20 protein-coding genes are annotated in these 24764 nt (G+C 60.7%); 7 read left to right on the top strand and 13 right to left on the bottom strand.

Annotated elements, in window-relative coordinates; all coding sequences use genetic code 11:
• Positions 1-891: 891 nt before the first annotated feature.
• From eutC to eat, 3 genes are read right to left on the bottom strand one after another with little or no spacing between them, the layout of a single operon-like run.
• On the bottom strand, positions 892-1692 hold the full coding sequence (eutC, locus tag EKA13_RS11645) for an ethanolamine ammonia-lyase subunit EutC (protein WP_065759551.1): 801 nt from the start codon (positions 1690-1692) through the stop codon (positions 892-894).
• Positions 1693-1700: 8 nt separating this feature from the next.
• Positions 1701-3092: an ethanolamine ammonia-lyase subunit EutB gene (locus EKA13_RS11640; RefSeq protein WP_065759550.1), complete on the bottom strand. Its 1392-nt coding sequence runs from the start codon at positions 3090-3092 to the stop codon at positions 1701-1703.
• A gap of 11 nt (positions 3093-3103) precedes the next feature.
• Positions 3104-4462 (bottom strand): ethanolamine permease, encoded by a 1359-nt coding sequence (eat, locus tag EKA13_RS11635; protein WP_065759549.1) that lies wholly within the window; start codon positions 4460-4462, stop codon positions 3104-3106.
• A 369-nt stretch (positions 4463-4831) separates the two neighbouring features.
• On the opposite strand from eat, the gene qhpR reads away from it, so the two are divergent.
• Positions 4832-5881, top strand: a complete 1050-nt coding sequence (gene qhpR, locus EKA13_RS11630) for an AraC-like transcriptional regulator QhpR (RefSeq protein WP_065759548.1) — start codon at positions 4832-4834, stop codon at positions 5879-5881.
• A gap of 26 nt (positions 5882-5907) precedes the next feature.
• On the opposite strand, the gene EKA13_RS11625 is transcribed toward qhpR, so the two are convergent.
• Positions 5908-6792, bottom strand: a complete 885-nt coding sequence (locus EKA13_RS11625; protein WP_065759547.1) for a LysR family transcriptional regulator — start codon at positions 6790-6792, stop codon at positions 5908-5910.
• A gap of 114 nt (positions 6793-6906) precedes the next feature.
• Here EKA13_RS11625 and argC point away from each other — a divergent pair, with 114 nt between their 5' ends.
• The gene (gene argC / locus EKA13_RS11620; RefSeq protein WP_065759546.1) at positions 6907-7860 is read left to right on the top strand and encodes an N-acetyl-gamma-glutamyl-phosphate reductase; all 954 of its coding nucleotides are present in this window, start codon (positions 6907-6909) and stop codon (positions 7858-7860) included.
• A gap of 46 nt (positions 7861-7906) precedes the next feature.
• On the opposite strand, the gene katG is transcribed toward argC, so the two are convergent.
• Positions 7907-10105 carry a catalase/peroxidase HPI gene (gene katG, locus EKA13_RS11615; protein ID WP_065759545.1) on the bottom strand — a complete coding sequence of 733 codons (2199 nt, stop codon included), beginning with the start codon at positions 10103-10105 and terminating at the stop codon, positions 7907-7909.
• 434 nt (positions 10106-10539) lie between these two features.
• Here katG and EKA13_RS11610 point away from each other — a divergent pair, with 434 nt between their 5' ends.
• The 5 genes from EKA13_RS11610 (at position 10540) to EKA13_RS11590 (ending at position 16723) form a co-directional block, all read left to right on the top strand.
• Positions 10540-12006, top strand: coding sequence for a high affinity choline transporter 1 (locus EKA13_RS11610; protein ID WP_065759544.1), 1467 nt, complete (start codon positions 10540-10542; stop codon positions 12004-12006).
• 404 nt (positions 12007-12410) lie between these two features.
• Entirely contained in the window at positions 12411-13979 is a 1569-nt protein-coding gene (locus EKA13_RS11605) for a methyl-accepting chemotaxis protein (RefSeq protein WP_065759543.1), read from the top strand.
• Between the two features lie 385 nt (positions 13980-14364).
• Entirely contained in the window at positions 14365-15603 is a 1239-nt protein-coding gene (locus EKA13_RS11600; RefSeq protein ID WP_065759542.1) for a type II and III secretion system protein family protein, read from the top strand.
• Between the two features lie 110 nt (positions 15604-15713).
• Positions 15714-16421: a tetratricopeptide repeat protein gene (locus EKA13_RS11595; RefSeq protein ID WP_065759541.1), complete on the top strand. Its 708-nt coding sequence runs from the start codon at positions 15714-15716 to the stop codon at positions 16419-16421.
• A gap of 35 nt (positions 16422-16456) precedes the next feature.
• Entirely contained in the window at positions 16457-16723 is a 267-nt protein-coding gene (locus tag EKA13_RS11590) for a DUF3613 domain-containing protein (protein ID WP_065759540.1), read from the top strand.
• Positions 16724-16971: 248 nt separating this feature from the next.
• Here EKA13_RS11590 and EKA13_RS11585 read toward each other — a convergent pair whose 3' ends face one another.
• Genes EKA13_RS11585 through cpaB form a run of 8 tightly spaced genes read right to left on the bottom strand, consistent with a single transcriptional unit; the run spans position 16972 to position 24762 of the window.
• Entirely contained in the window at positions 16972-17940 is a 969-nt protein-coding gene (locus EKA13_RS11585) for a type II secretion system F family protein (RefSeq protein WP_065759539.1), read from the bottom strand.
• Between the two features lie 27 nt (positions 17941-17967).
• Complete coding sequence (locus EKA13_RS11580; RefSeq protein WP_065759538.1) at positions 17968-18954, bottom strand: type II secretion system F family protein; 987 nt, start codon at positions 18952-18954, stop codon at positions 17968-17970.
• Positions 18951-20390 carry a TadA family conjugal transfer-associated ATPase gene (locus EKA13_RS11575; protein WP_065759537.1) on the bottom strand — a complete coding sequence of 480 codons (1440 nt, stop codon included), beginning with the start codon at positions 20388-20390 and terminating at the stop codon, positions 18951-18953. Before EKA13_RS11575 ends, EKA13_RS11580 begins: the two co-directional genes overlap by 4 nt.
• A 3-nt stretch (positions 20391-20393) precedes the next feature.
• Entirely contained in the window at positions 20394-21611 is a 1218-nt protein-coding gene (locus EKA13_RS11570; RefSeq protein ID WP_065759536.1) for an AAA family ATPase, read from the bottom strand.
• Positions 21605-22108, bottom strand: a complete 504-nt coding sequence (locus EKA13_RS11565) for a TadE/TadG family type IV pilus assembly protein (protein ID WP_065759553.1) — start codon at positions 22106-22108, stop codon at positions 21605-21607. The genes EKA13_RS11570 and EKA13_RS11565 overlap by 7 nt, the downstream gene beginning before the upstream one ends.
• Positions 22108-22578 (bottom strand): TadE/TadG family type IV pilus assembly protein, encoded by a 471-nt coding sequence (locus tag EKA13_RS11560; protein ID WP_065759535.1) that lies wholly within the window; start codon positions 22576-22578, stop codon positions 22108-22110. The genes EKA13_RS11565 and EKA13_RS11560 overlap by 1 nt, the downstream gene beginning before the upstream one ends.
• Before the next feature lie 8 nt (positions 22579-22586).
• Positions 22587-23915, bottom strand: coding sequence for a TadE/TadG family type IV pilus assembly protein (locus EKA13_RS11555; protein WP_065759534.1), 1329 nt, complete (start codon positions 23913-23915; stop codon positions 22587-22589).
• Positions 23916-23952: 37 nt separating this feature from the next.
• Positions 23953-24762 (bottom strand): Flp pilus assembly protein CpaB, encoded by an 810-nt coding sequence (gene cpaB, locus EKA13_RS11550; RefSeq protein ID WP_065759533.1) that lies wholly within the window; start codon positions 24760-24762, stop codon positions 23953-23955.
• Between the last annotated feature and the right edge of the window lie 2 nt (positions 24763-24764).

Below are 24764 nucleotides of genomic sequence, written 5' to 3'. Positions count from 1 at the left end.
GCAAGCTGTAGGAGCCGGGCTTGCCCGCGATACAAACGCCGCGCACTCACGGGCACCCCACCGACGCCATCGCAGGCCAGCCAGCTCCAACAGACCCCGCGCAAGCTGTAGGAGCCGGGCTTGCCCGCGATACAAACGCCGCGCACTCACGGGCACCCCACCGACGCCATCGCAGGCAAGCCTGCTCCAACAGCGCCCGCGCAGCCTGTAGGAGCCGGGCTTGCCCGCGATGCAGACGCCGCGCACGTACTGACACCCCGCCGATACCATCGCAGGCCAGCCAGCGCCAACAGGCCCCGCGCCAGCCTGTAGGAGCCGGGCTTGCCCGCGATGCAGACGCCGCGCACTCACGGATACCCCACCGACGCCATCGCAGGCCAGCCAGCTCCAACAGAGCCCGCGCCAGCCTGTAGGCGCTGGGCTTGCCCGCGATGCAAGCGCCGCGCACTCGCGGAGATCCCACCGACGGCATCGCAGGCAAGCCAGCTCCAACAGGCCCCGCGCCAGCCTGTAGGAGCCGGGCTTGCCCGCGATGCAGACGCCGCGAACTCACTGACACCCCACCGACGCCATCGCAGGCAAACCTGCTTCAACAGCGCCCGCGCAACCTGTGGGAGCCGGGCTTGCCCGCGATGCAGACGCCGCGCATTCACGGACACCCCACCGACGCCATCGCAGGCAAACCTGCTTCAACAGAGCCCGCGCAGCCTGTAGGAGCCGGGCTTGCCCGCGATGCAGACGCCGCGAACTAGCGGATACGCCACCGACGCTATCGCAGGCAAGCCAGCTCCAACAGCGCCCGCGCAGCCTGTAGGAGCGGGTCTTGCCCGCGATGCAAGCGCCGCGTATTCAGTGGGCCAGGCACCACAGATCCAGCGCTCGGACGGTTACCTAAACAAGAAAATTCCCCGGTCGAACCTCACCAGTGCCTTCCAGCACGGGTATCTGCGCCTCGTCCTTCAGGTTCACCCCCGACAACTGCCGCCGCCAGGCCTCGCGCATCAGGTAACCCAGTTTGTGGGTGGCCATGGCGTAACTCAGCCCCTCCAGCCGCACATTGGAGATGCAATTACGCGATGCGTCGTTCAAACCCACCCGTGGGGCATAGGTGAAATACAGCCCGAGGCTGTCCGGCGAGCTGAGCCCGGGCCGTTCACCAATCAGAATCACTACCATGCGTGCGCCGAGCCGTTCAGCCACTTCATCGGCAACGGCCACGCGGCCTTGTTCGACCAGGCAAATCGGCGCAACGTTCCAGCCTTCATCCTTGGCCAGTGCTTCGATACGCTGGAGCATCGGTAGGGCATGACGGTGTACCGCCAGCGCAGACAGCCCGTCTGCCACCACCAGGGCCAGGTCGACCCCTTCCGGTTGAGCCTTGGCGTAGTCGCGCAGTTGCGCCACCGACGCTTCGTTCAAGCGCCGGCCCAAGTCGGGGCGTTGCAGGTAGGTGTGCCGGTCTGGTGCGGCGCTGTGCAGGGCCAGGCTCTGCCCGCAGCCAGCGGCCAGACCGGCCAGGTCAAAACGCAGGTGCACCGCGTCACGGGCCTGGGCATGGGCGTACTGGAAGTCGAGTTGTGCGGCCGTGGGCAAGCTGGTGCCTGCACGGCCCAAGGCAATCCGTGCCGGGGTCAGGTTGCGCAGCTGTTGCCAGGGGTCGGGCTGGGCTGGGCTTTTGGCGTTATCGTCCATCGTTACCTCTACTTCAACTGTGCCAGGGCGTTGCGAAACAGCGGTGGTACGCCGCTGCCCAGGCGTACCTGGCCGTCGCGTTGTTGCAGGATATCCATGCATGCCAGCCACGCCTCAAACTCCGGTGCCGGTCGCAGGCCCAGAGCCTTGCGCGCATACAGGGCATCGTGGAATGAGGTGGTCTGGTAGTTGAGCATGACGTCATCGGAACCTGGAATGCCCATGATGAAGTTGATCCCGGCCACACCCAACAAGGTCAGCAGCATGTCCATGTCGTCCTGATCGGCTTCGGCATGGTTGGTGTAGCAGATATCGCAGCCCATGGGGACGCCGAGCAGTTTGCCGCAGAAATGATCCTCCAGTCCGGCACGGATGATCTGCTTGCCGTTGTACAGGTATTCCGGGCCGATGAAACCGACCACGGTGTTCACCAGGAACGGGTTGAAATGCCTGGCCACGGCATACGCGCGAGCTTCGCAGGTCTGCTGGTCGACACCATGGTGAGCGTTGGCCGAAAGGGCGCTGCCCTGTCCGGTTTCAAAGTACATCAGGTTGTTACCCAGGGTGCCGCGTTTCAGGCTCAGGCCCGCCTCGTAGCCTTCCTGGAGAATGCCAAGGCTGATGCCGAAACTGCTGTTGGCCGCTTGGGTGCCGGCGATGGATTGAAACACCAGGTCCAGTGGCACGCCTCGTTCAATTGCGGCCACAGAGGAGGTGACGTGGGTCAGCACGCAGGATTGCGTTGGAATGTCGTAATGCTGGATGACCCCATCGAGCATCTTCAGCAATTCGCTGATGGCACTGAGGCTGTCGGTGGCCGGGTTGATGCCGATCATGGCGTCGCCATTACCGTACAGTAGGCCGTCGAGCAGGCTGGCGGCGATGCCAGCAGGATCATCGGTCGGGTGGTTGGGTTGCAGCCGCGTGGACATCCGCCCACGCAGCCCCACGGTATTGCGAAAACGCGTCACCACGCGGATTTTCTGCGCGACCAGCACCAGGTCCTGAACGCGCATGATTTTTGAAACCGCGGCCGCCATCTCTGGGGTCAAGCCGGGCGCCAGTGCCTTGAGGCTGGCTTCGTCGGCTTCGTCACCCAGCAGCCAGTCACGAAAGCCACCAATCGTCAGGTGGCTGACCGGTGCGAAGGCCGCAGGGTCGTGGCTGTCGATGATCAGGCGTGTGACTTCATCCTCTTCATAGGGGATCAGGGCTTCGCTGAGAAAGCGCTTCAAGGGCACATCGGCCAAGGCCATTTGTGCCGCTGCACGTTCCGCGTCACTGGTGGCAGCGATCTCTGCAAGACAGTCGCCAGAGCGCGCCGGGCTGGCCTTGGCCATCAATTGCTTTAGGCTTTCAAAACGCCAGGTCGTGCCGGCGACTGTATGCACGAAGCTCATGGTGTGTCTCCTTACTCGCTGGCCAGTGCCACGGTGCCTGCGTTCTGGCTACGTACCGCGACGCAGAACAGCATGCCAATCGCCATCAGGCCAATGAAGATCCCGCAGATCAAGGTGTTGAACCAGACCATCGCCACCAGGCAGACCACCGCCAGCAACAGCGCAATGGCCGGTACCACCGGGTAACCCGGGGCACGGAAGGTGCGCTCGAGGTCGGGCTCGCTGCGACGCAGTTTGAACAGGCTGAGCATACTGACAATGTACATCACGATAGCGCCGAACACCGACATGGTGATCATCGCCGCAGTCAGGGTCATGCCCTGCAGGTTGATCAGGCCGTCGCTCAGGATGGCTGCGATACCGACTACGCCGCCGGCCAGAATCGCCCGGTGCGGGGTGTGGAAGCGCGACAGCTTGGCCAGCCCTTTGGGCAGGAAACCGGCGCGGGCAAGGGCGAAGAATTGCCGCGAGTAACCCAGAATGATGCCGTGAAAGCTTGCCACCAGGCCGAACAGGCCGATCCACACCAGCATGTGCATCCAGGTCGAATCGTTGCCCACGACCGACTTCATGGCCATCGGCAACGGGTCGTTGATGTTGGCCAGTGTGCGCCAGTCACCCACGCCACCGGCGAAGATCATGACGCTGATGGCCAGGCTTACCAGGGTCAGGATGCCGGCGATGTAGGCACGCGGAATGGTGCGTTTCGGGTCTTTCGCTTCCTCGGCGGCCATGGCGGCGCCTTCGATGGCCAGGAAGAACCAGATGGCGAAGGGGATCGCGGCGAAGATGCCACTCAGCGCGCCCAGGCTGAAGGTGTCGGCGCCAGCCCAGCCACCCAGGGCAAAGCTGCTGAAGCTGAACGCGGGTGCAACCACGCCCATGAACACCAGCAGCTCCAGCACGGCGAGGATGGTGACCACCAGCTCGAACGTAGCGGCAATGCTCACCCCGACAATGTTGAGGGTCATGAAGACAAAGTAGGCGCCCACCGCGGCTACCTTCGGATCAAGGTTGGGGTACTGCACATTCAGGTAGGCGCCAATCGCCATGGCGATCGCAGGCGGTGCAAAGACAAATTCGATCAGCGTCGCCATCCCGGCGATCATCCCCCCGGTCACACCAAAGGCGCGCAGGCTATAGGCAAAGGGGCCGCCGGCATGAGGGATAGCAGTGGTCAACTCGGTGAAGCTGAAGATGAAGCAGGTGTACATCACTGCGACCAGCAGGGTGGTCACCAGGAAGCCCAGCGTACCGGCGGTGCCCCAGCCATAACTCCAGCCGAAGTATTCGCCGGAGATCACCAGCCCGACCGCGATACCCCAGAGGTGCAGGGTGCCTAATGTTGGTTTTAGTTGTGATACGGCCATGGTATGTCCCCTTGAAGGTGTACCCGAAAAAATGCCTGGCTGGGAGCATAACCACAGGCCTGCGCTCAAGACTTGACCGACCGGCACGGCCATAATTGCATTCGGTCAACTTTCGCCAAAGGCGCACGGATGGCGCGCACGGAACCGATCATGCCCTCACTTGGGGCAGGCCGGAATCACCCTGCTCAGTGTCACCGAGCGGCAACGGGTGCAGGCGCCACGGCCTACACACTGCCCATTGCACCGAGTATTCGGGTAGCAGTTTGGGGTGTCGGCACACCGGCAACATCCTGTGCTAAAGCGTTTATGCACAAAGGTACGGTATTTGCTTGGAGGGCTGATCGCATTCTCCATACGGTAACAGCAGCCATGTTCCAGTCATCCCTTGCCCAGGCTCCCCTGAATGCCCCTCGTGCGAACAACCGGGGTGTGCTCTCGGCGGCTGCCACCGGTATGGATGCCTTTATCGTCAACCATGGCGGTGACCTGGACCGGGTGTTCGGCCATGCCGGTATCGACCCGGAACAACTCCAGCACCCGACCTTGAGCCTGGCCTTGCCGAACTACTGTCAGGTGCTGGAAGAGGCGGCGCAGCAGACCGGGTGCGATAATTTCGGCCTGCGTTACGGCGAGCAGTTCCAACCCCAGGCACTTGGCCTGCTGGGGTATGTGGGGCTCTGTTCGGCCACCCTGGAAGATGCGCTGATCAACTTTGCGCAGGCCTTTCCCTATCACCAGCACAGTACCTTGATCCGTCTGGTTGATCAGGGCGAGTGCTACAGCTTCGATTACCAGATCCACCACAGCGCTATCCGCCAGCGGCGTCAGGACGCCGAGCTGACCATGGGCATGGCGATGAACCTGGTGCGTCATGTACTTGGGCCGAAATGGGCACCGCGTGAAGTCGCCTTTGAACACGCCCGGCCACAAGACTGGCATGAGCACCGTGAGGTCTTCGACGCACCGGTGTATTTCGAGCGCTCCTGTAACTCCATTTTGATTCCCAAGCGCGAAATCGCCGGCAAGGCCATGCCTGGCCATGACCCGGTATTGCTCACGCTGGTCAAGGATGCGATTCGGCAACTGGGCGAAACCAACGCCGGTCCGGATCTGTTGGAGCAGGCGTGCCAGGCCATCATCACGCTGCTGCCACAGGGTGATCCGAGCCTGGACAGCGTTGCCGATCAACTGCAACTGCCGCACTGGTTGCTGCAGCGTAAATTGCGTGAGCAGGGCCTGAGCTTTACCCAATTGCTGGATCAGATCCGCCAGGACCTGGCCTTGCAGCATCTGGGGCAGCAAAACCTGAACATCTCCGAACTGGCACCACTGCTGGGTTACTCGGAAACCAGCGCATTTTCCCGCGCCTTCCGCCGCTGGTTCGGCGTCAGCCCGCGCCAATGGCGCAGCGAGCACTAGGCCCGCACAACCCTGCACGCGTCACGCTAGCCTGCCCTCAATGCCCACAGCACGTCCAGTACGTGTTGCGTCGGTCGCTCAACGTCGCCGGTACGGTGGGCAATGCCCAGTTGGCGCCACAACAAGGGCTGTAGTGGCCGCATGACCACCCGCGTATCGGGCAATGGCGTGTCGGCTTCATGGGGCAGCAACGTTGCGCCATAACCGGCCGCGACCAGGCTTTTGATGGCGTCGTTGTAGTTCAGTTGAATGCGTGGTGTCGGCTGGTGGCCGTCGTTGGCGAACCACTCGGACGTCAAGCGTGAAAGCCGTGTGCTGTTGTCATTCAGGATCAAGGGCTGGGTGGCCAGCCAATCGGGGGTGACGACCTCCGGGCACGCCCAGCGCGCTGGCAAAAACGCCATGACCGGGTCGCGTCGCCAGGGTTCGATTCGCACGCCCTTCGTTGCGGTTTGCGGGAGCGCGACCAGGCCAATGTCCAGCGTGCCTTCGACCAGTTTCTTCAGCGTCTCTTGCGAGGTCAGCACGGCGACCTGGACGTCGATTTCCGGGTGCTGCTGGCTCAAGGTTTCCAGCGCCTGCGGCATCAGCTGGGCGATGGCTCCGGTCGAGGCACCCAGCCGCACGCGGCCAGCCAGCCCCTGCACCTGACGCTGCACCTCCTCAAGGGCTTGCTCGGCATCGGCCAACAAACGCCGTGCACGCTCCACCAGTGTTTCACCAATCGCCGATGGCTGAACGCGCCCCCGTGTACGCGACAACAGCCGGGCGCCAACCCGTGATTCCAGATCGGCGATATGCAAGCTGATCGTGGGTGGCGCAAGGTTCAGCACCCGAGCGGCTTCGGCAAATGAGCCCAGGTCGGCAATCGCCACCAGTGTGCGCAGGCGGTCCAGGCTGATTTCACGCATGGCGGGTTCCTTGGTCAGAAAAACTGAATGTAATCGTTTGGAAATTCAACTTTTCCTATCTTAAGCCCGCGTCGAAGATTAGGCCTGCTGATTTCTGACGTTCGAGAGCACTTCATGACCACTCCTCTTGTATTCATCGATGGCGACCAAGGCACCACCGGCTTGCAGATCCACCAGCGCTTGCGCGGTCGGACCGACCTGCGGTTGCTCACGCTCAGTGCTGAACACCGCAAGGATGCAACTCATCGCGCCGAAGCCATCAATGCCTGTGACATTGCGATCCTGTGCCTGCCCGACGACGCTGCACGTGACGCGGTAGCGAGTATCGAAAACCCCGCGGTACGGGTGATTGATGCCAGTTCGGCGCACCGCACCCACCCGGACTGGACCTATGGCTTCGCGGAAATGAGCCCGGAGCAGGCGCAGCGAATTGCGACGGCGCGGCGTGTCAGCAACCCCGGTTGCTACCCTACGGGGGCGATAGGCTTGTTGCGCCCACTGCTAGAGGCGGGGCTGGTGGGCGCAGACTACCCGATCAGCGTGCATGCCGTATCGGGTTACTCCGGGAGAGGGCGTGCGGGGGTGGAGGCGCATGAGGGGCAGGGCGCGTCGCTCGCACCGGCATTCCAGGTGTATGGGTTGGCGCTGGCGCACAAGCATGTACCGGAAATTCAACAGCACAGCGGCCTGAGTGAGCGGCCGATGTTTGTGCCTGCCTATGGGGCGTTTCGGCAAGGCATTGTGCTGACCATCCCCTTGCAGGTTCGGTTGTTGGCTCCGGGCACGAATGCGCGGCAGTTACACGCGTGCCTGCAGCAGCATTATGCCGGTGCGCAGTACGTGCAGGTCATGTCGATGCATGAGGCCAAGGCACTCACACACCTGGATCCGCAGGCACTCAATGGTACCGATCAATTGCGCTTGATCGTCCTGGAAAACGAACCTGCGGGGCAGGTGCTGTTGGCGGCCGTGTTCGATAACCTGGGCAAGGGCGCGGCGGGCGCTGCCGTGCAAAATCTGGATTTGATGCTGGTAGGCGCAGGCCACCCTTTACCGTCACGCCGGTAAGGGTGGCCTGCTCACGCCGTGGCGACCATGGGCCGCCCTGCCGCAATCAGGCAAGGTCGAATCGGTCAAGGTTCATCACCTTGTTCCAGGCTGCCACGAAATGACGCACGAACAGCGGCTGTGCATCGCGGCTGGCGTAGACCTCGGCAATGGCCCGCAGCTGTGCGTTTGAACCGAACACCAGGTCAACGACAGTGCCTGTCCATTTGAGGGCACCCGTCGACCGATCACGCCCCTCCAGTACACCTTCAGTTGCAGCGGATCTCTGCCAGGTCGTGTTCATGTCGAGGAGGTTCACGAAGACATCATTGGTCAGCGTTTCAGGCCGCTGAGTGAACACGCCGTGTGCAACCTGCCCGACGTTGCAGTTCAGGGCGCGCAGGCCACCGATCAGCACCGTCATCTCGGGTGCGCTGAGCGTCAGTTGGTTCGCCCGGTCCAGCAGCAGCTCGGCTGCCGATTCTTCAAGCCCGCTGCGCAGGTAGTTACGGAAACCGTCGGCGCTGGGCTCCAACACGGCAAAGGACGCCACATCGGTCTGCTCCTGCGATGCGTCGGTACGCCCGGGTGAGAACGGCACGGTCACCTCATGGCCAGCCCGTTTCGCCGCAGCTTCTATGGCTGCGCAGCCGCCCAGCACGATCAGGTCGGCCAGCGAGACGTTCTTGCCACCGGCCTGGGCGTTATTGAAGTCCTGCTGGATCGCCGTCAGTGTGTGTAGCACCTTCGCCAATTCAGCAGGTTGGTTGACCGCCCAGTCTTTCTGCGGCGCCAGGCGAATGCGCGCCCCATTGGCACCACCACGCTTGTCACTACCGCGGAAGGTGGCGGCCGATGCCCATGCCGTCGTAACCAGTTGCGCGATCGAAAGGCCGGATGCCAGAAGCCGGGCTTTCAGGGTTGCAATGTCCTGCTCCCCGATCAGTGGGTGATCCACCGCTGGAACAGGGTCTTGCCAGAGCAGGGGCTCCTGGGGGACGAGCGGGCCCAGGTAGCGAGAAACAGGCCCCATGTCCCGGTGGGTCAGCTTGAACCAGGCTTTGGCGAAAGCATCGGCCAACGCCTGAGGGTCTGAGTGGAAGCGTTTTGAAATCGGCGAGTACACCGGGTCCATGATCAGTGCAAGGTCGGTGGTGAACATGATCGGTGCGTGGGTTTTCGTCGGGTCATGTGCGTCCGGTACGGTACCGGCGGCAGAGGCCTCCTTGGGCGTCCACTGGTGGGCACCGGCAGGGCTCTTGGTGAGCGTCCACTCGTAGCCGAACAGGTTGTCGAAGTAGTTGTTGTCCCATTTCACCGGGTTGGTGGTCCAGGCACCTTCCAGCCCACTGGTAATGGTGTTGGCGCCGTTGCCGCTGCCAAAGGTATTTTTCCAGCCCAGGCCTTGTTCTTCGAGCGTCGCGGCTTCCGGCTCGGGGCCTACATACTGGCTTGGATCGGCGGCGCCGTGGGCTTTGCCGAAGGTGTGGCCGCCGGCGATCAGGGCGACGGTCTCTTCGTCATTCATGGCCATGCGGGCGAACGTCTCACGAATGTCTCGTGCTGCCGCGAGCGGGTCCGGGTTGCCATTCGGGCCTTCCGGGTTCACGTAGATCAGGCCCATCTGAACCGCGCCAAGCGGGTTTTCAAGTTCGCGATCACCGCTGTAGCGCTCGTCTGCCAGCCACTTGCCTTCCGGCCCCCAATAGATGTCGTCTTCGGGCTCCCAGATATCGACACGTCCACCGCCGAAACCGAAAGTCTTCAGGCCCATCGAGTCCAGGGCGACGTTACCCGCGAGCACCATCAGGTCAGCCCAGGAGAGACTGTTGCCGTACTTCTGCTTGATCGGCCAGAGCAACCGCCGTGCCTTGTCGAGGTTGCCGTTGTCCGGCCAGCTATTGAGCGGCGCAAAGCGTTGCGCGCCACCTCCCGCGCCACCGCGCCCGTCAGCGATACGGTAGGTGCCTGCGCTGTGCCAGGCCATGCGGATGAACAGCGGACCATAGTGGCCGTAATCGGCGGGCCACCACGCCTGCGAGTCTGTCATCAGGGCATGCAGGTCTTTGATCACCGCATCCAGGTCGAGGCTTTTGAACGCTTCGGCATAGTTGAAGGCTTCACCCAGGGGATTGGCCTGGGGGGCGTGCGAGTGGAGGATTTTCAGGTTGAGTTGATCAGGCCACCAGTCGGCATTCGAGGGTGCCCCGGCTGTGGTGTGTTTGCGAGCGCCGCCCGCGAACGGGCAGGTTGCTTCGTTAGACATGATGCTCTCCTGTGATGTCCGGTTATCCGTCAACTCAGCGTGGAACCTGACGGTGGCGCCAGCCAATAGGTTTTCAGTATGGGATTCATAGTAGACAGGGAAGGTGAACAGTCTGGCGCTTTCGGATGTTTAAAATAATCGACTGTCGACGATGGGGAAGGTGTCTTTTAAGCCACCAAAATCCGCTTTACCTAAAAAAACGTCGCATTTCGTCTTTTTTTATCCAAATCCCAGCGGTAATTGTTTGACATATTTAACGGCTTTGGCAGACTGCAAAGCCGTTGTCATAAGTGGTTACGATTTCCTCGTGCTGGTTACAGATGAGCCGTCGTGCCGCCTGCGATACGCAAACAAAAACAACATAGTCAGTCGCGCTGCCCCTGCACGAGCCATGCTCGTCAGTCCGGTGTCGGACGAGCCAACGGAAAGTACAAATGCTGATTTGGTTTGTTGCGCTTTATCTGCTGCTCACGGTAGGTGTCGGTTTCTACGCGTCCACTCGCGTGAAAAACTCCAGGGATTTCGCTGCCGGTGGTCGCAGCATGTCCTTCCCGCTGGTCGCCGCGATGGTATTCGCCACCTGGTTCGGCTCTGAGGCCGTATTGGGGATACCTGCTACCTTCATCCAGGAAGGTTTCGCCGGCATTATCGAGGACCCGTTCGGTTCCTTCGGCTGCCTGATGTTGGTCGGCCTGATTTTCGCCCGGCCCCTCTACCGCATGAACCTGCTGACGCTCGGTGACTTCTTCCGCAAGCGCTTTGGCCCGAACGTGGAAATGATCACCAGTATTGTGATCATCCTCTCCTACCTTGGCTGGATTGCCGCACAGTTCACCGCACTGGGCGTGGTGTTCAACGTGCTCTCTGACGGCGTCATCAGCACCACCCAGGGCATGTTGATCGGCGCGGTGATCGTGCTGCTTTACACCTTGTTCGGCGGTATGTGGTCGGTTGCGCTGACAGACTTCATGCAGATGCTGATCATTGTCGCCGGCCTGGTTTATCTGACCTGGCTGATCGGTGACATGGCGGGCGGGCCTGCCGCGGTCATTTCCCATGCGGCCAACGAAGGCAAGTTCAGTTTCATGCACAGCTTCGAGCCGAAGGACTTCGTTGCCTTCATCGGTGCCGCGGTGACCATGATGTTCGGCTCGATTCCGCAGCAGGACGTTTATGCGCGGGTCATGTCGGCCAAGACCGAAAACATCGCAGCGCGCGCATCGATGGCAGGCGCCTGTTTCTACCTGGCCTTCTGCATGCTGCCGATTTTCCTGACCTACGCGGCCTCGATGATTGATCCGGCGATGGTTCAGCAATGGCTGGCTGAAGATGCCCAGATGATCCTGCCGCACCTTATCCTGGAGCGGACCCCATTGTTCGCCCAGATCATGTTCTTCGGTGCGCTGCTTTCGGCGATCATGTCCACGGCCTCTGGCACACTCCTGGCGCCGTCGGTGACCTTTACCGAGAACGTGCTCAAGCGCTTTTTGCCCGACATGAACGACAAGCAGTTCCTGCTGGCCATGCGCCTGACTATCCTGGTGTGCGCCATGGTCACGTGCCTGTTCTCACTGTTCTCCAATGCCAGCATCTACGAGATGGTGGGCAATGCCTACAAAGTGACCCTGGTTGCCGCTGCGGTGCCGTTGTTCGCAGGCCTGTTCTGGAAGCGCGCCACCACTCAGGGGGCTCTGGCCTCGATGGGTTTGGGCATGGCGTCCTGGCTGTGGCTGGAATACACCCACACCGATGCTGACTTCTGGCCACCGCAGCTGGCCGGGCTGCTGTTCAGCTGGCTGGGCATGCTGCTGGGGTCGCTGTTGCCGCAGATCTCGACTGCCCGCGCCCCGGTTCGCGAGCGCGTGGTGGACAACGCCTCAGGTGCTGTCGCTGTCGAGTAAGCCTCGCGATAACGAGCCGATTGGCTGACGGTACGAATGAACGGGCAGTGCGCAAGCGCTGCCCGTTTTTTTGCGCGCAAACCAGACCGGCCTTGCTCGTGAGAATTTCAAACACGGCGAAGACTTCTGTGAACACATTTCTGCAGTCGATGTCGCGACGCCGGGAAAATGGGTCATTTCTGCGAGAAGTAGTGAGTAAAACGCACGAAAACAACGGAAAATCAGCGCCAAAATAGTGGCACATTAATTGCTGGCGGGGCCTCGTATGGTTCGATAACTATAAGAGGGTCCAATTGCTATGCCCATCACTTGCGTTGCTTTCCAGTCTGTCGAGGTATCCTCGATTGCCTGCCAATGGCGCTTCACACGCCTCATGTCCTCAGCGTATGAAGAGAGCCAATGCTATGTTTTTTAAGTATTCCTTGCGCACGCAAATGCTGACGCTGCTGGGCGTCGGCCTGATGCTGGTGCTGTGTTCAGCATTGGTGTGTTTCAGCCTTTTCGCTAATAGCCTGAATACCTACAACGCGTTGCTGACGCGCTCTGCTCAGGCATCGAAGTATGTCAATGAAGCCAGCCTTGCATTCAAACGCCAATCTCAGGCGTTCAGTAGCGCAGAGCGTGGCCTGGCGGTGTTTGAAGCTGAAGAACGCAAGGTCAGGGAGTGCTTGGCCAACGTGCTGGCGCTGGATATGGATCTGTCGCTAAAGGCCAAGGTCAATGACCTGCTCAGCGCACATCAGGTATTCGGCGATCAGTACCGTGAGCGTCACAACACCGTTGCGACCACCGGTGTGGACAACGGTACGGATCGACCCGTCAGTGAGCAGATGAATGCCTTGGTGGAGCAGCTCTATCAAGACACCCAGACCCAACTTGGGCAGGTCGATGCCCATGCCGAGCGTATTGGCTGGGTCGGTACCCTGGCGCTGTTGATGGTCAGTGTGCTGACGTGGCTGTTTGGCATGTGGTTGATCAACCGCAACCTGATCACACCACTGCGTGGTTTGATGGCGTCTATCGTCCAGCTCAGCCAAGGTCATTTTGGTCAGCGGATCAACAGTCAACGGGGCGATGAGCTGGGGCGTCTGGCGAAGGCGACCGACGCGCTGCATGACGTGCTCTCGGACACCTTCGCCGGCCTGAAACACGGCACCCGGCAACTGGACACCGCCAGCGACGAACTGAAGACCATTGCCAGCCAGTTGGGGCAGGGCGTTGAAAATCAGGGGTTGCGTACCGATCAGGTGGCGACTGCGATGCAAGAAATGGCCTCTGCGGCCCAGGAAGTCGCCAGCCATACCGCACAGGCAGCCCGGGCCGCTGACGATGCCGAGAACGCCACTCAGCAGGGCGAGAAGGCCATGCTCGGCATGGTCAAGAGCATCAATGACATTCGCGATGAAATTACCGGTACGGCCAGCGTTATCCATCGCCTGGAAGCCGACAGTGGGCGCATCGGCGAAGTGTTGGCGGTGATCCACAGTATTGCAGAGCAGACCAACCTGCTTGCGCTTAACGCGGCTATCGAAGCCGCCCGAGCCGGCGAACAAGGCCGAGGTTTTGCCGTCGTGGCCGATGAGGTGCGTAATCTGGCGCAGCGTACTGCGCAGTCAACGGCAGAAATCAATACCATTATTGATGCCGTGCAAAAAGGCGCGGAGCGTGCGGTGCAAGCGATCGAAAGTGGTAAGCGCAGCAGCGAGAATGGCGTCGAGCAAGTGCGGCAGGCCGGCGAAATTCTCAGTGGCGTTACTGGCGCGGTGCAGACCATCCGCGATATGAGTCAGCAGATCGCCACCGCCGCTGAAGAGCAAACGCTGGTCACGGAAGATATTTCGCGCAACCTGTGCGAGCTGGTGGCGATTGCCGCGAGCAATCAGGAAAGCGTGCGTCGTACTGAAGGGGCCAGCAAGAATCTGCACCATGTGTCCAGCACCTTGGCTGAGCTGACCGGGCGACACCACGCCTGATTCGGCAGTGACTCATTTTTTTTACAGTCTGATAGCAATTTGACCTTTCTGAGCTAACTTCAAATAGCGAAACAGTTATTTGTGCTCAGCCGGGGGGTTGGCCTCGCTTCAGGATGGTTAGGCAGTTCGCAGACCCGACGGATGGCTCGTTATGACTGGTCGTTTCAGCTGAACCACATAAGGGGGGTGTTTGGCACGACGATCACTGGAGGGCTCTAGCAGCGGTGGCGAGTGTGTCCACGCTGTGCCAGCCCACTGTGGATTTTCCAGACGTCACGGCGTGCGCGGATCGCGTGTCGTGGCGGCAGGGGACCGGCAGTGGTCATGCAAGTCGTGTTGAACCGATCTTCTAGCAAACTGCCCTGACCGGACAAGGAAGCAGAGAATGACCAATAATTACGCGCAAGTACTCAAACGAGTGGCGTGGACGTTGATTGTTGCTGGTTTACCCGCTGGGACGACGTTGGCCGCGGGGAAAAACTGCGCAGATCTGGCGGCACTGCCAGCCGTGGTCGAGGTGGGTGAAGGCATGCAGACTGCCATGCGCTCCCCTGAGGCCATTACCCGATTGGCCATAGGCGATCCGAAAATCGCTGATGTGCACCTCAATGGCAATGATGCATACCTGCTTACCGGTATTGCTCCCGGAACCACCAGCCTGATGGTCTGGACGGCATGCTCCAGTGCGCCTCGCCAGAGCATGGTGTTCGTCAAGGGCAAGGCTACGTCCTCCTTGGGTAGCGCAGTCTTTCCTGAAGGCAATGAGGTGCTGACCAGCCAGGTTCAGACCGATATTCGGTTTGTCGAAGTCAGCCGCACCAAGTTGAAAGAGGCCAGTACGTCGATCTTCGGCAAAGGCGGCAGTTTTCTGTTCGGCTCACCGGGCACTGTGCCTGGCGTGACGGTGACGCCAGGGCAGATTGGTAGCCTGGCACCCAACATCCCTCTGGATAACGGCAGTTTCAACATCGGGATCGGTGGCGGCAACGTACTGGGGTTGATCAATGCGCTGGAAGGCAGTGGCTTTGCCTATACCCTGGCCCGCCCCAGCCTGGTGGCGCTGAGTGGGCAGAGCGCGAGCTTCCTGGCCGGTGGTGAAGTGCCCATCCCTGTACCGAGCACTGGCAGCGACAGTATTTCAATCGAGTACAAGGAATTCGGTATTCGTCTGACGCTGACACCAACGGTGGTTGGGCCGGGCCGTATCAACCTGAAGGTGGCACCGGAGGTCAGTGAGCTCGATTTCAACAACGGTGTGTCCATTTCCGGCACGGTTGTACCGGCACTGGTTGTTCGTCGTACGGACACCAGTATTTCCCTGGCGGACGGTGAGAGCTTCGTGGTCAGCGGCTTGATCAGCACGACCAACACCTCTGCTGTGAACAAGTTGCCTGGCCTCGGAAACATTCCGATCCTGGGTGCCTTTTTCCGTGACTCTACGATCAAGCGTGAAGAGAAAGAACTGCTGATGATCGTCACCCCGCATCTGGTGCAACCGCTGGCGGTCAATGCCCAGCTTCCTACACTGCCCGGCGAGCAGATGCGTAATTACGATCCGAACTGGTTCCGCATGTACTTCCTGGAAGACGGTGACTTCGACCACCGTAGTGGGTTATCACAATGAGCCAGCCCATTGCAGCCTCTTTGTTGACGAACACATCCCACGACACCGTGCTGGGCGGGGTTGGCCTTACGGCCATCGCCCGCTCGTTGTGCGTTTCCCGGGAGCGAAAAATGAAGGTGATCATTGCAACGTTGGGCCTGGTGATGCTGAGCGGCTGTGCCACGGGCGGTGGCTCCGATTGGTCGTCACTCAGTGCCCCGGAAAGCTGTGCCAAGGTCAGTTCCGATCAGGAGCTGTCGCTGAGCCTGGCCGACGACATGATCCGTGAGGGCAAGCTGCATGCGGGCCTGGCCAACTTGCAGCGGCTGCCGCAGGACCTTCCCGCCGTGCGTTTGCGCAAGGCCAAGATCTACCGTGTATTGGGAGAGGCCGAGGCCGAACCGTTGTTTCGCAGTTTACTCAGTACCTGCCTAGCGGCTGAAGGCGAACACGGCCTGGGGCAACTGGCGGTGGCGCGCAATGATAGCGAGAAGGCCTTGGCTCACCTGCAACGGGCGGTACGCATGTCGCCCACTGACGAAAAAATCCGTAACGACCTGGGCGTGATCTACCTTAACCAAGGGCGCCTTAAGCAAGCCCGCTTCGAGTTCATCACGGCCATGGAGTTGAAGCAGTCCGATCAATTGGCGGCCGTTAACCTGGTGACCTTGATGATTTACCAAGGGAACTGGAAGCAGGCCTCGGAGTTGGTCAGCCGAGTCGGCCTGAGCCCGGCACAAGTCACTGAAGCCCAGGCGCGAGCAGAAAAACTCAAGAGTAGGAAGAAGGCCACCGCAGCGCCTGCCGATCAGGTAGCAGCGGTCAATGATCCGGCATAACCGAGTGCCAACTCGCCACCAATGCAGAGGTAGTGATGAAACAGACTATGCTCATCTGCCTGGGAGCCGCGTTGCTCCCCCTTGCAGCCCAGGCCATCGAACCTGGCCCATCTTCCCCACAACAGCAGGTCACCGAAACCTGGCTGCAATTGCAGCGTAGTAATCAGGTGGCTTCGCCAAATCTGCAAACCGTGAAACCCGCTGAGCGTGAACTGAGCCTGCAGCGCCTGTTGGACAGCTACAAGCACCCCATACCCGAGTTTTACAAAGAGTATGGTCTCTCGTCATCCAAGGGGAAGTAGGCTGCAACGGCGCAGGATGCGCCAGTGTTCGGGGTTGAAAGAGTAGGGTGACAGTGTGCAGGTTGGGTGATTCAGGTGGGTAGACATCACATCATGGCGGCGGCGGGGTAGCGTAAACAGGCTCCCGCCGCCGTTTTGCTTTGTGCGCATGGTGATCAGCGTTTCGCAGCCTCCCTATTGAGTCATTCAAAAGGCTGCGGCATGCAAAAGGCCTCGGCATTGCTGCCGAGGCCTTTTTCTACTCGTTGTTAAAGCTTTCCGAATACCTTGAACACGCCGATGATTGCAGGGCCTATGGCCACCAGGAAAAAACTTGGCCACAAGCACAGGATCAGTGGGAACACCAGTTTTGTCCCGATTTTCGCGGCTTTCTCTTCGGCCAGTTGCGTGCGACGGTCACGAAATTCCTCAGCATAGATGCGCAGGGTGGTACCCACACTGGTACCGAAGCGAATGCTCTGTGCCAGCAGGCTCACCAGCCCGCGAATGTCCTCCAGCCCGGTGCGTTCGGCAAGGTTTTTCAAGGCCTCGGTGCTGGGGATGCCCGCGCGGATTTCGGCGTTGACCAAGGCCAGTTCCATGGCCAGGTCAGGCTGGCTCACCGCCATTTCTTCAGACACCCTCTCGATGGCCTGGGGCAGGGCCAGGCCCGACTCCACGCACACCACCATGAGGTCCAGGGCATCAGGAAAGGCAATCAGCAAACGGTTCATCCGTGATTGTGCGCGATGCTCGACATAGAGGGCTGGCGCCAGCCAACCCACACCTAGCGCCAGCAGCAGCAGGCCGACACCGAGCATCAGCGACAGCTTCGGAATAAGCGGTAATGCCAAGGCTACAAGGCCCATCAAGGTCAGGGGCAACAGCAGGCGAAGCGCCCAGTAGGTCTGTACGGCCGACTGAGCGCGATAACCGGCGTGTGTCAGCAGTACCCGTGTCGCCGAGGCTTGCCCTTGCTCACCCGTGTTGAAGCGCTGCCCCACCTGTTCCAGCATCAATTGCAGGTTGCTTGGTGGCCGTTGCCCGGCAATTTCTGCACTTTGGCCGCGCTTGATCAGCATCAGTCGGCGTTTGACCGGGTCTTGCAGCCCCAGCACCAGCAAGGTCATGGTCGTTATGGCAAAGACCACACTCAGGCCGATGGCTGCTGCAAACAACAGGCGCGTCAGTTGTTCGTTGCCCACCCAATGATTGATCAGACTCAGTAGATACTCCATGGTCTTACTCCCTAGGTCTATCGGTACTCAAACCTGAATCCGGATGATCTTGCGTATCCAGTAGATCCCGATCAGCATGGCAACAAAGGCGCCGAGGACCAGTTTTCGACCCAGAGGCTCGTTGATCAGCAGGGGCAGATAGGTCGGGCTCGACAGCACGATCGCTGCGGCGAGCACAAAGGGCATCGACACCAGTATCCAACCTGACATACGCCCTTCGGCGGACAGGGTCTTGACCTTGCGTTGAAAGCGAAAGCGCCCGCGAATCAGGCTGCTCAGGCGATCCAGTACTTCGGTCAGGTTGCCACCTGTTTCACGGTGGATCAGCACTGTGGTCACCAGCATCATGACCGTCATGCTGGGTACGCGTTCCAGCAGGCCGAGCATGGCCCGGCGTACATCGTTGCCATAGTTGATGTCGGCGAAGGTCAGGCCGAACTCATGGGCGACCGGCCCTTTGTGCTCATCGGCGACCAGTTGCAGGGTCTCGTTGAACGGATGGCCGGCGCGCAGCGCCCGGCACATGGCATCGAGCGCATCTGGCAGCCCCTCTTCGAAGCGGGCAAAGCGCTTGATGCGGTCATTGGAGATCTTAAGTATCGGTAGCCAGAACACCACCATCGCAGCAGGTACTGCCACCCACCAGGTGCGCGTGATCAACCACAGTACAATGCCGCTTGCCAGTGCCAGCGTCAGCCCAAGCAGCAGTACCCGATAGGCACGGTATTCATGCCCGGCCTGTTCGATCATCTGGGCCAGGGCCTCCATCGCTGGCAGTTGCTCTAACCACGCTTCCAGTGGCGACAGGCGCCGCAAGTATTTTTGCCGTAATACCGACTGCATGTTCGGCAGGTCATTGGCGCGCTCCAGCATGTTCAGGCGACTGCGGATGCGCTTGCGCACCTTGCCCGCTTCGCCAAACACCGGAACGGTCAGGCCCTGGCTGAGGAGGAAGATCGCCGTGAACACCATGCCAAGGAAGGCCAGGACGAACTCGCTGGGGATCTGGTTCATGATTTTTCCTCCATCCATTCCTGCCGGAACAGGCTGAGCGGCAGCTCGATACTCCGCTTGGCCAGCGTTTCACGGAATGCCGGGACCATGCCGGTGGGGCGAAACTCACCCAGTACCTCGCCTTTTTCGCCGATGCCATTGCGTACGAACGAGAAAATCTCGGTCATGGTGATGATGTCGCCCTCCATGCCGTTGATCTCTTGCACGCTGACCAGCCGCCGGGTGCCATCCTCCTGACGCTCCAACTGGATGACCACATCGATGGCCGAGGCGATCTGCTGGCGCAGCGCCTTGATCGGGAAGGTTGCACCGCTCATCGACACCATGTTCTCGATTCGGCCCAAGGCGTCACGTGCGGTGTTGGCGTGAATGGTGGTCAGTGAGCCGTCGTGACCGGTGTTCATCGCCGTCAACATGTCCAGTGCCTCGGCGCCGCGCACCTCGCCAATGACGATGCGGTCCGGGCGCATCCGCAGGCTGTTGCGCACCAGTTCACGCTGATTGACTTCGCCGCGCCCTTCGATGTTCGACGGGCGGGTTTCCAGCCGTACCACATGAGGCTGTTGCAACTGCAACTCGGCCGAGTCTTCGATGGTGACGATTCGCTCGTTGTGCGGGATGAAGCTGGACAGGACGTTGAGCATGGTGGTCTTGCCGCTGCCGGTACCGCCGGAAATCAGCACGTTCATGCGCCCGCGAACGATAGCCTTGAGCATCAGTGCGATGGCCGCCGTCAGGGTGCCCGTCTGCACCAGGTTTTCGGTATTGAGCAAGTCCACGGCGAAGCGGCGAATCGACATGCTGGGGCCGTCGATCGCCAGGGGAGGGATGATGGCGTTGACCCGCGAGCCGTCCTTCAGGCGTGCGTCCACCAACGGCGAAGATTCATCAATGCGCCGGCCCAGGTTGGACACAATGCGGTCGATGATATTCAGCAGGTGTTGATCATCGCGAAAACGCACGTCGGTTCTTTGCAGCTTGCCAAACCGCTCGACGTACACCGAGGCGTGGCCGTTCACCAGGATGTCGGACACACTCGGGTCGGCCAGCAGTGGCTCAAGCGGGCCAAGGCCCAGCACCTCGTCGGTGATCTGCTTGATGATCAACTGGCGACCACTGGCGCTGACCGGTGCCGAGTTCTCGTCAAGCAAGCGCTGGCTGATCTCTTTGATCTGCCGACCGGCTTCGGCGGCCTCCAGCGTGTCCAGCAAGGACAGGTCCATGACCTTGAGTAGCTGCTGGTAGGTCTTTTCCTTCCATTCGCTCTCCACCGGGTTGAGCTTGCTCCGGGTCTCGTAGAGGATTTCCGGTGCAATGTTCTCCCAGGCCATCAGTACCTGAGTGCAGTCCTGGCTGTTGGCCGGTGCTGCCGGTTTGTCTGCCGTGGCCTGGTTGTTGGCCTGCTGACGCAAGCGATTACGAAAGTCGCTGAGCATGGCTTACCCTCCAAACAAACGGCCAAAGGTACGTTTAAGCAGGCTCTGTTCGCAGGCCTCGATCCCGATCAGGTTCTGGCTCAGTTCGCGCAGGGCAAGGTTGATGGCTGACCGTGGTGCATGCCGTTCCAGCGGCACCCCGGTGTTCAGGCTTTCGCTGACCACCGCAAAGTCATTTGGGAGCTTGTGCACCTCCGTGCAGCGCAACGCCTCGGTCACATCCTTGAGGGTGACGGGGGACGTCTTGTTGTAGCGGTTGACCACCACCTGCAGTCGACTGCTCGACACGCCCAGGTCGTCGCGCAGGATGCGGGTCAAGCGCGTGCCGTCTTTCAGGTGGCTCAGGCTTTGCTGCAACACAATGTAGATGCGGTCGGCCTGCTCCAGGCTGATGCCGGTGAGGTGGTCGATTTGCCGCGGCAAGTCCACCACCACCCAGTCGTAGCTACTGCGGGCCAGGCGCAACAGATTCTCCAGTTGCTCCAGGCGCACGTCCTGCTGCAGGCACAGTTCATCGGTACGCCCGCCCAGCACATGCAAGGTCGGGCTGTAGTGGCTGCAAAAGCCGCGCAAGGCGATGCTGTCCAGGGTATCGGCCTGCTGAAGCACCTCCATCGGGCTGTGTGTCGATTGCACATCCAGGCTGTGGCCGACGCTGCCGAACTGCAGGTCCAGGTCCAGCAGCAGGGTTCTGCCACCCTGGTTACTGAGCTGATGGGCCAGGTTGCAGGCCAGCATGCTGGCCCCTGAACCGCCCTTGGCATTCATGACCGCAATCAGTTTGCCTTCGTTTCCTCGCTCTGCCCGCGCCTCCATCTGCATGCGCCCAAGGGCCGCCTGCAGCTCTTCGGGTTTCACCGGCTCTGGAAGAAAGTCACGGGCGCCGGCCTGCATTGCCAGGCGCATGCCCTCGCGTTCATCCAGGGGGCCGCACACCAACAGCGGCGGACGCTCCTTGAGTGGATGCAGCAGCAGGGCGGCCAACTCTTCGCGCCACAAATGGCTGACGTGCAGCAGCAACAGGTCCGGCATGTGCTCCAGCCCATACAGCGGGTCGGTATGGCCGTTGCTTACCAAGCGGGTGCTGACCTGCAGGTTGGGCAGGCTCTGGCTGATGGTTTTCATCTGGTTCAAGGCTGTCGCATCGCGGCCACTGATCAGCAGGCGCAGGCCTTGCCGGTCAGTCGCGGTGACGACGGGGGCTTCACGTGTGCTTAACATGGCGTGATCTCCGGTACTACGTTTGCATCGGGTTGCCTGCCGAGGCTCTCGCGCGGCATGGTTGACCTGAACACCGGCAGCACGAAGGCGCCGTTGAATCCAGGAATCAGCAAGTTGAAACTGAAGTTCGTCACCTGCAGTTGCACATAACGGATGGCGAGAAAACCGTTGGCGCTGGTGAGGTCGTCAGGGTTGGCGATCACGGCACCGTCCTTGTCCAGGTAGATCAGGTTCAGGTTGGCACTGGTCAGGTTGCCAATCAGGCTGCTCGCGCCGCTGTTGTCGGCGGCATTGAACATTGCGCGGCGCAGAATGGTCGGGTCTTTGATGTTGCACACCGCGGCCAGGCGCGCCCCCCGGCGCACCGTTTCATTCAGCGCATTGACGGTGAAGTACAACCGGCCTATTTCCAGCACGCCGAACAGCAAGGTGAACAGCACCAAGCCGGTGATGGCGAACTCGACGACATACACGCCGCGCATGCGTTTGCGGTTCATCATAAGGCCCTCATCACAACGGTGGAGGTCAACGTCAGGCCCAGCGGTTTACTGCTGCCATAGAGGGCCGGCAGTGCGCTACCGATCACAGGCACGAAGGTATAGTTAATGCTCACCTGCACGTGCTCGGTACCTGCTGCAGCCACCGTGACATTTCCAGGCGTCAGCCCAGGCACGACCGAGGGGTAACCATTCGGGTTGGCAGGTACGCCGTACACCGCGACGTTTTTGGTTTTGGACAACAGAGCAGCGCTCAGATCGAGTTTGCCCTGATTGGCGTCCCACGCCTGGCTGGCGACAAAGCGCCCAGCGTCACGGCTGGCCTGCATCAGGCTGTTGTACTGAAACAGCATGCGACCGAACTCGCCGAAGGCCAGCATCAGCAGCGCCAACAACGGCAGGGTAATCACCAGCTCAATCATTGCCAGGCCACGCTGAGCCTTTGGGGCGTTGAATCCACCGCGTCTCATAGAGCCCCCTACGAATCGGTACTGGGTGTCTGTTGGTTATCGATGTAGGTCTTGTACAACTGGATGATCTGCGGGCCGACATCATCCGTCGGCGTGGGGCCTGGCACGCTGTCGCCCTCGCACTGGCTAACGAATTGGCCGAAGATCTGCGACTCGTTGCCCTTTTGGGCTTCCGGCTGCATCACGAAGAAACAGCCAAAACCGAGCACCGGTATCGATGACGCACCGTCGTTCTTGCCCGAGCAGTCACCGATGACGATCTTCAGTACCCGCCGTTCGTGCACGCCATTGGACAGGCAGCCACCCCCAGCGCCGGCAATGCAGTTGGCCGAGTCCTGTTTCCAGTCGTTGTAGTCGTACAGGGCGCCACCGGTCGTAGACAGGTTGCCGTTGGCGGCAGTGACCGGTTGGTTGTTGTATTCGATCCTCTTCAACGTATCGTTGTAGGTCAGGGATTTGGGGTTGACCGTGACGACCAGGTCAGGTGGATAGTCGGCGGCACTGAGGCCTCCCTTGTACTCGTTGAAACGCGTATTGAGGCCCTGAGCGGACGGCCCGACGGTATTACCCGGCTTGGTCGTCACGTTTGAACCGATGCTGTTGCACTGATTGATGCCGCCGGCCAGGCCTTCCTTGACCGTTTTTCCGCCTGAGCCGAAATCGAGCAGTTGAAAGTTCCCTGGGCCGATCGCCGAACTGTTGTTCGCAGCGGTTTTCAATACCTGTAGATCGCCGAAGCTGTACCCCCAGAACATTCCGCCGCTGGGGTTGTTCTGTGTGGGGTTGCCGCACACCATCAGCGGGGTAAGCTCACAGGGGCTGGTTGGGCTTGGCCCGGCAGTGGCGATGGCGGCGACGCTCTTGGTCTTGTCTGCGCCATTGCCCAATGTTTGGAAAGCCCCCCAGAAAAAACTGGTCAACGGGTAGTTCGCTACCGTGACTCGCACGTAGCTGGCATTGGCCGAGAATGGCCCGTAGACACTGGAGGCCAGTTCCACCTTGGCGAAGGTGGCGACACTGTTGCCAATCGCCTTGGCCAGCTCCTGATTGCCTGTGGCGTTGGCATTGCGGCTTAGGGTGTCCAGCGCGGCGGTTTGTGCCAGGCTGGCGGCGCCGGTTGCGCCAAGCACCGCGTTGAGTGTCTTGGCCCCGCTCAGCGCTGCCGCATCCACCGCATTTTGCAGGCGTGTCTTGTTCACCAGCATATGGCTGCCGTCCAATGCCAGGGCGGCCATCAACAGCACCGCGGCCATGGCAATGACCACCATCACAATGATCGTGCCGCGCTGACGCTGCGCAAACGCAGTGCGAGGCTGTTTGATTCGCGCGTTCATCATCACGCCCTCCCGCTTGGCCGATGTGGAACAGGATCACTTACAGCTTGGCTCTCACTTCATTGACTTCGACGCCACGAATCACGGTGACAGCGCTGCTGTTGCCTGTGCCTTGGCGGCGTACCACCGGCCGGACAACCGGGGCTGGAGCCGCTGGCTGGGCCAGTGCAACCGGTTGGGTGACAGCCGGGCGTGGCTGATTGTCCAGGGGGTTGCGCAGGGCCAGTTGCAGCTTGCCGGCAGCCATGCCCTTGACCAGCACTTCCGCCTCCAGTGGTGTCATTTCCAGGGTGACGGCGCGGACAACCACGGGCTGGGTCTTGTCGGTGTTGGCCGTTTGGTCCACTGCCAACACCCGCAAGTCTTCGAGAATGGTTTTGGACTCGGCATCGCCACTGTTGCCGGTCTGCCGGGTTGCCAATACGTCGACCCGGTTACCCGGTAGCAAGAACCCGCCGACACCGACCACGTCGTCCACCCGTACCGAGATGGCGCGCTTGTTGGGTTCGATCAACGATGCCAGGGTGCTGCCGCCGAGGTGCTCGGCCAGGCGCGCAGCGCGCAGGATATCGCCGCGCAGCATGGAGAAGGTGGCGATCTTGCCCACCACTTTTTCAGGGGCGTCGAAGGCATCCTCGGGTACGGCATCCTTTGGCATGCGCACCACGGCCACTTGCTGGGCTTCGACCATTTGGCCGAAGGCAATCTCTGTGGTGGCGACCACCACGCTCTGCTGGTTATCGTCTTCCTTGGCATTGAGTTTCGCGCTCAGCCAGTTGTTGGCCATCCAGGCCGCACCCAAGCCCAGGACCAGGGACAAGGCAATCAGGGGAAACGTACGAGAGCTCATGT

The organism is Pseudomonas defluvii (genome assembly GCF_001695625.1).
GTDB lineage: Bacteria > Pseudomonadota > Gammaproteobacteria > Pseudomonadales > Pseudomonadaceae > Aquipseudomonas > Aquipseudomonas defluvii.
Note: the sequence above shows the minus strand (reverse complement) of the source record. Positions and strands in the feature narration are given on the sequence as shown.

Coding starts and splice junctions, on each gene's coding strand:
- eutC (WP_065759551.1), bottom strand. CDS start 1,692: ATGGACGATAACGCCAAAAGCCCAGCCCAGCCCGACCCCTGGCAACAG.
- EKA13_RS11640 (WP_065759550.1), bottom strand. CDS start 3,092: ATGAGCTTCGTGCATACAGTCGCCGGCACGACCTGGCGTTTTGAAAGC.
- eat (WP_065759549.1), bottom strand. CDS start 4,462: ATGGCCGTATCACAACTAAAACCAACATTAGGCACCCTGCACCTCTGG.
- qhpR (WP_065759548.1), top strand. CDS start 4,832: ATGTTCCAGTCATCCCTTGCCCAGGCTCCCCTGAATGCCCCTCGTGCG.
- EKA13_RS11625 (WP_065759547.1), bottom strand. CDS start 6,792: ATGCGTGAAATCAGCCTGGACCGCCTGCGCACACTGGTGGCGATTGCC.
- argC (WP_065759546.1), top strand. CDS start 6,907: ATGACCACTCCTCTTGTATTCATCGATGGCGACCAAGGCACCACCGGC.
- katG (WP_065759545.1), bottom strand. CDS start 10,105: ATGTCTAACGAAGCAACCTGCCCGTTCGCGGGCGGCGCTCGCAAACAC.
- EKA13_RS11610 (WP_065759544.1), top strand. CDS start 10,540: ATGCTGATTTGGTTTGTTGCGCTTTATCTGCTGCTCACGGTAGGTGTC.
- EKA13_RS11605 (WP_065759543.1), top strand. CDS start 12,411: ATGTTTTTTAAGTATTCCTTGCGCACGCAAATGCTGACGCTGCTGGGC.
- EKA13_RS11600 (WP_065759542.1), top strand. CDS start 14,365: ATGACCAATAATTACGCGCAAGTACTCAAACGAGTGGCGTGGACGTTG.
- EKA13_RS11595 (WP_065759541.1), top strand. CDS start 15,714: ATGAAGGTGATCATTGCAACGTTGGGCCTGGTGATGCTGAGCGGCTGT.
- EKA13_RS11590 (WP_065759540.1), top strand. CDS start 16,457: ATGAAACAGACTATGCTCATCTGCCTGGGAGCCGCGTTGCTCCCCCTT.
- EKA13_RS11585 (WP_065759539.1), bottom strand. CDS start 17,940: ATGGAGTATCTACTGAGTCTGATCAATCATTGGGTGGGCAACGAACAA.
- EKA13_RS11580 (WP_065759538.1), bottom strand. CDS start 18,954: ATGAACCAGATCCCCAGCGAGTTCGTCCTGGCCTTCCTTGGCATGGTG.
- EKA13_RS11575 (WP_065759537.1), bottom strand. CDS start 20,390: ATGCTCAGCGACTTTCGTAATCGCTTGCGTCAGCAGGCCAACAACCAG.
- EKA13_RS11570 (WP_065759536.1), bottom strand. CDS start 21,611: ATGTTAAGCACACGTGAAGCCCCCGTCGTCACCGCGACTGACCGGCAA.
- EKA13_RS11565 (WP_065759553.1), bottom strand. CDS start 22,108: ATGAACCGCAAACGCATGCGCGGCGTGTATGTCGTCGAGTTCGCCATC.
- EKA13_RS11560 (WP_065759535.1), bottom strand. CDS start 22,578: ATGAGACGCGGTGGATTCAACGCCCCAAAGGCTCAGCGTGGCCTGGCA.
- EKA13_RS11555 (WP_065759534.1), bottom strand. CDS start 23,915: ATGATGAACGCGCGAATCAAACAGCCTCGCACTGCGTTTGCGCAGCGT.
- cpaB (WP_065759533.1), bottom strand. CDS start 24,762: ATGAGCTCTCGTACGTTTCCCCTGATTGCCTTGTCCCTGGTCCTGGGC.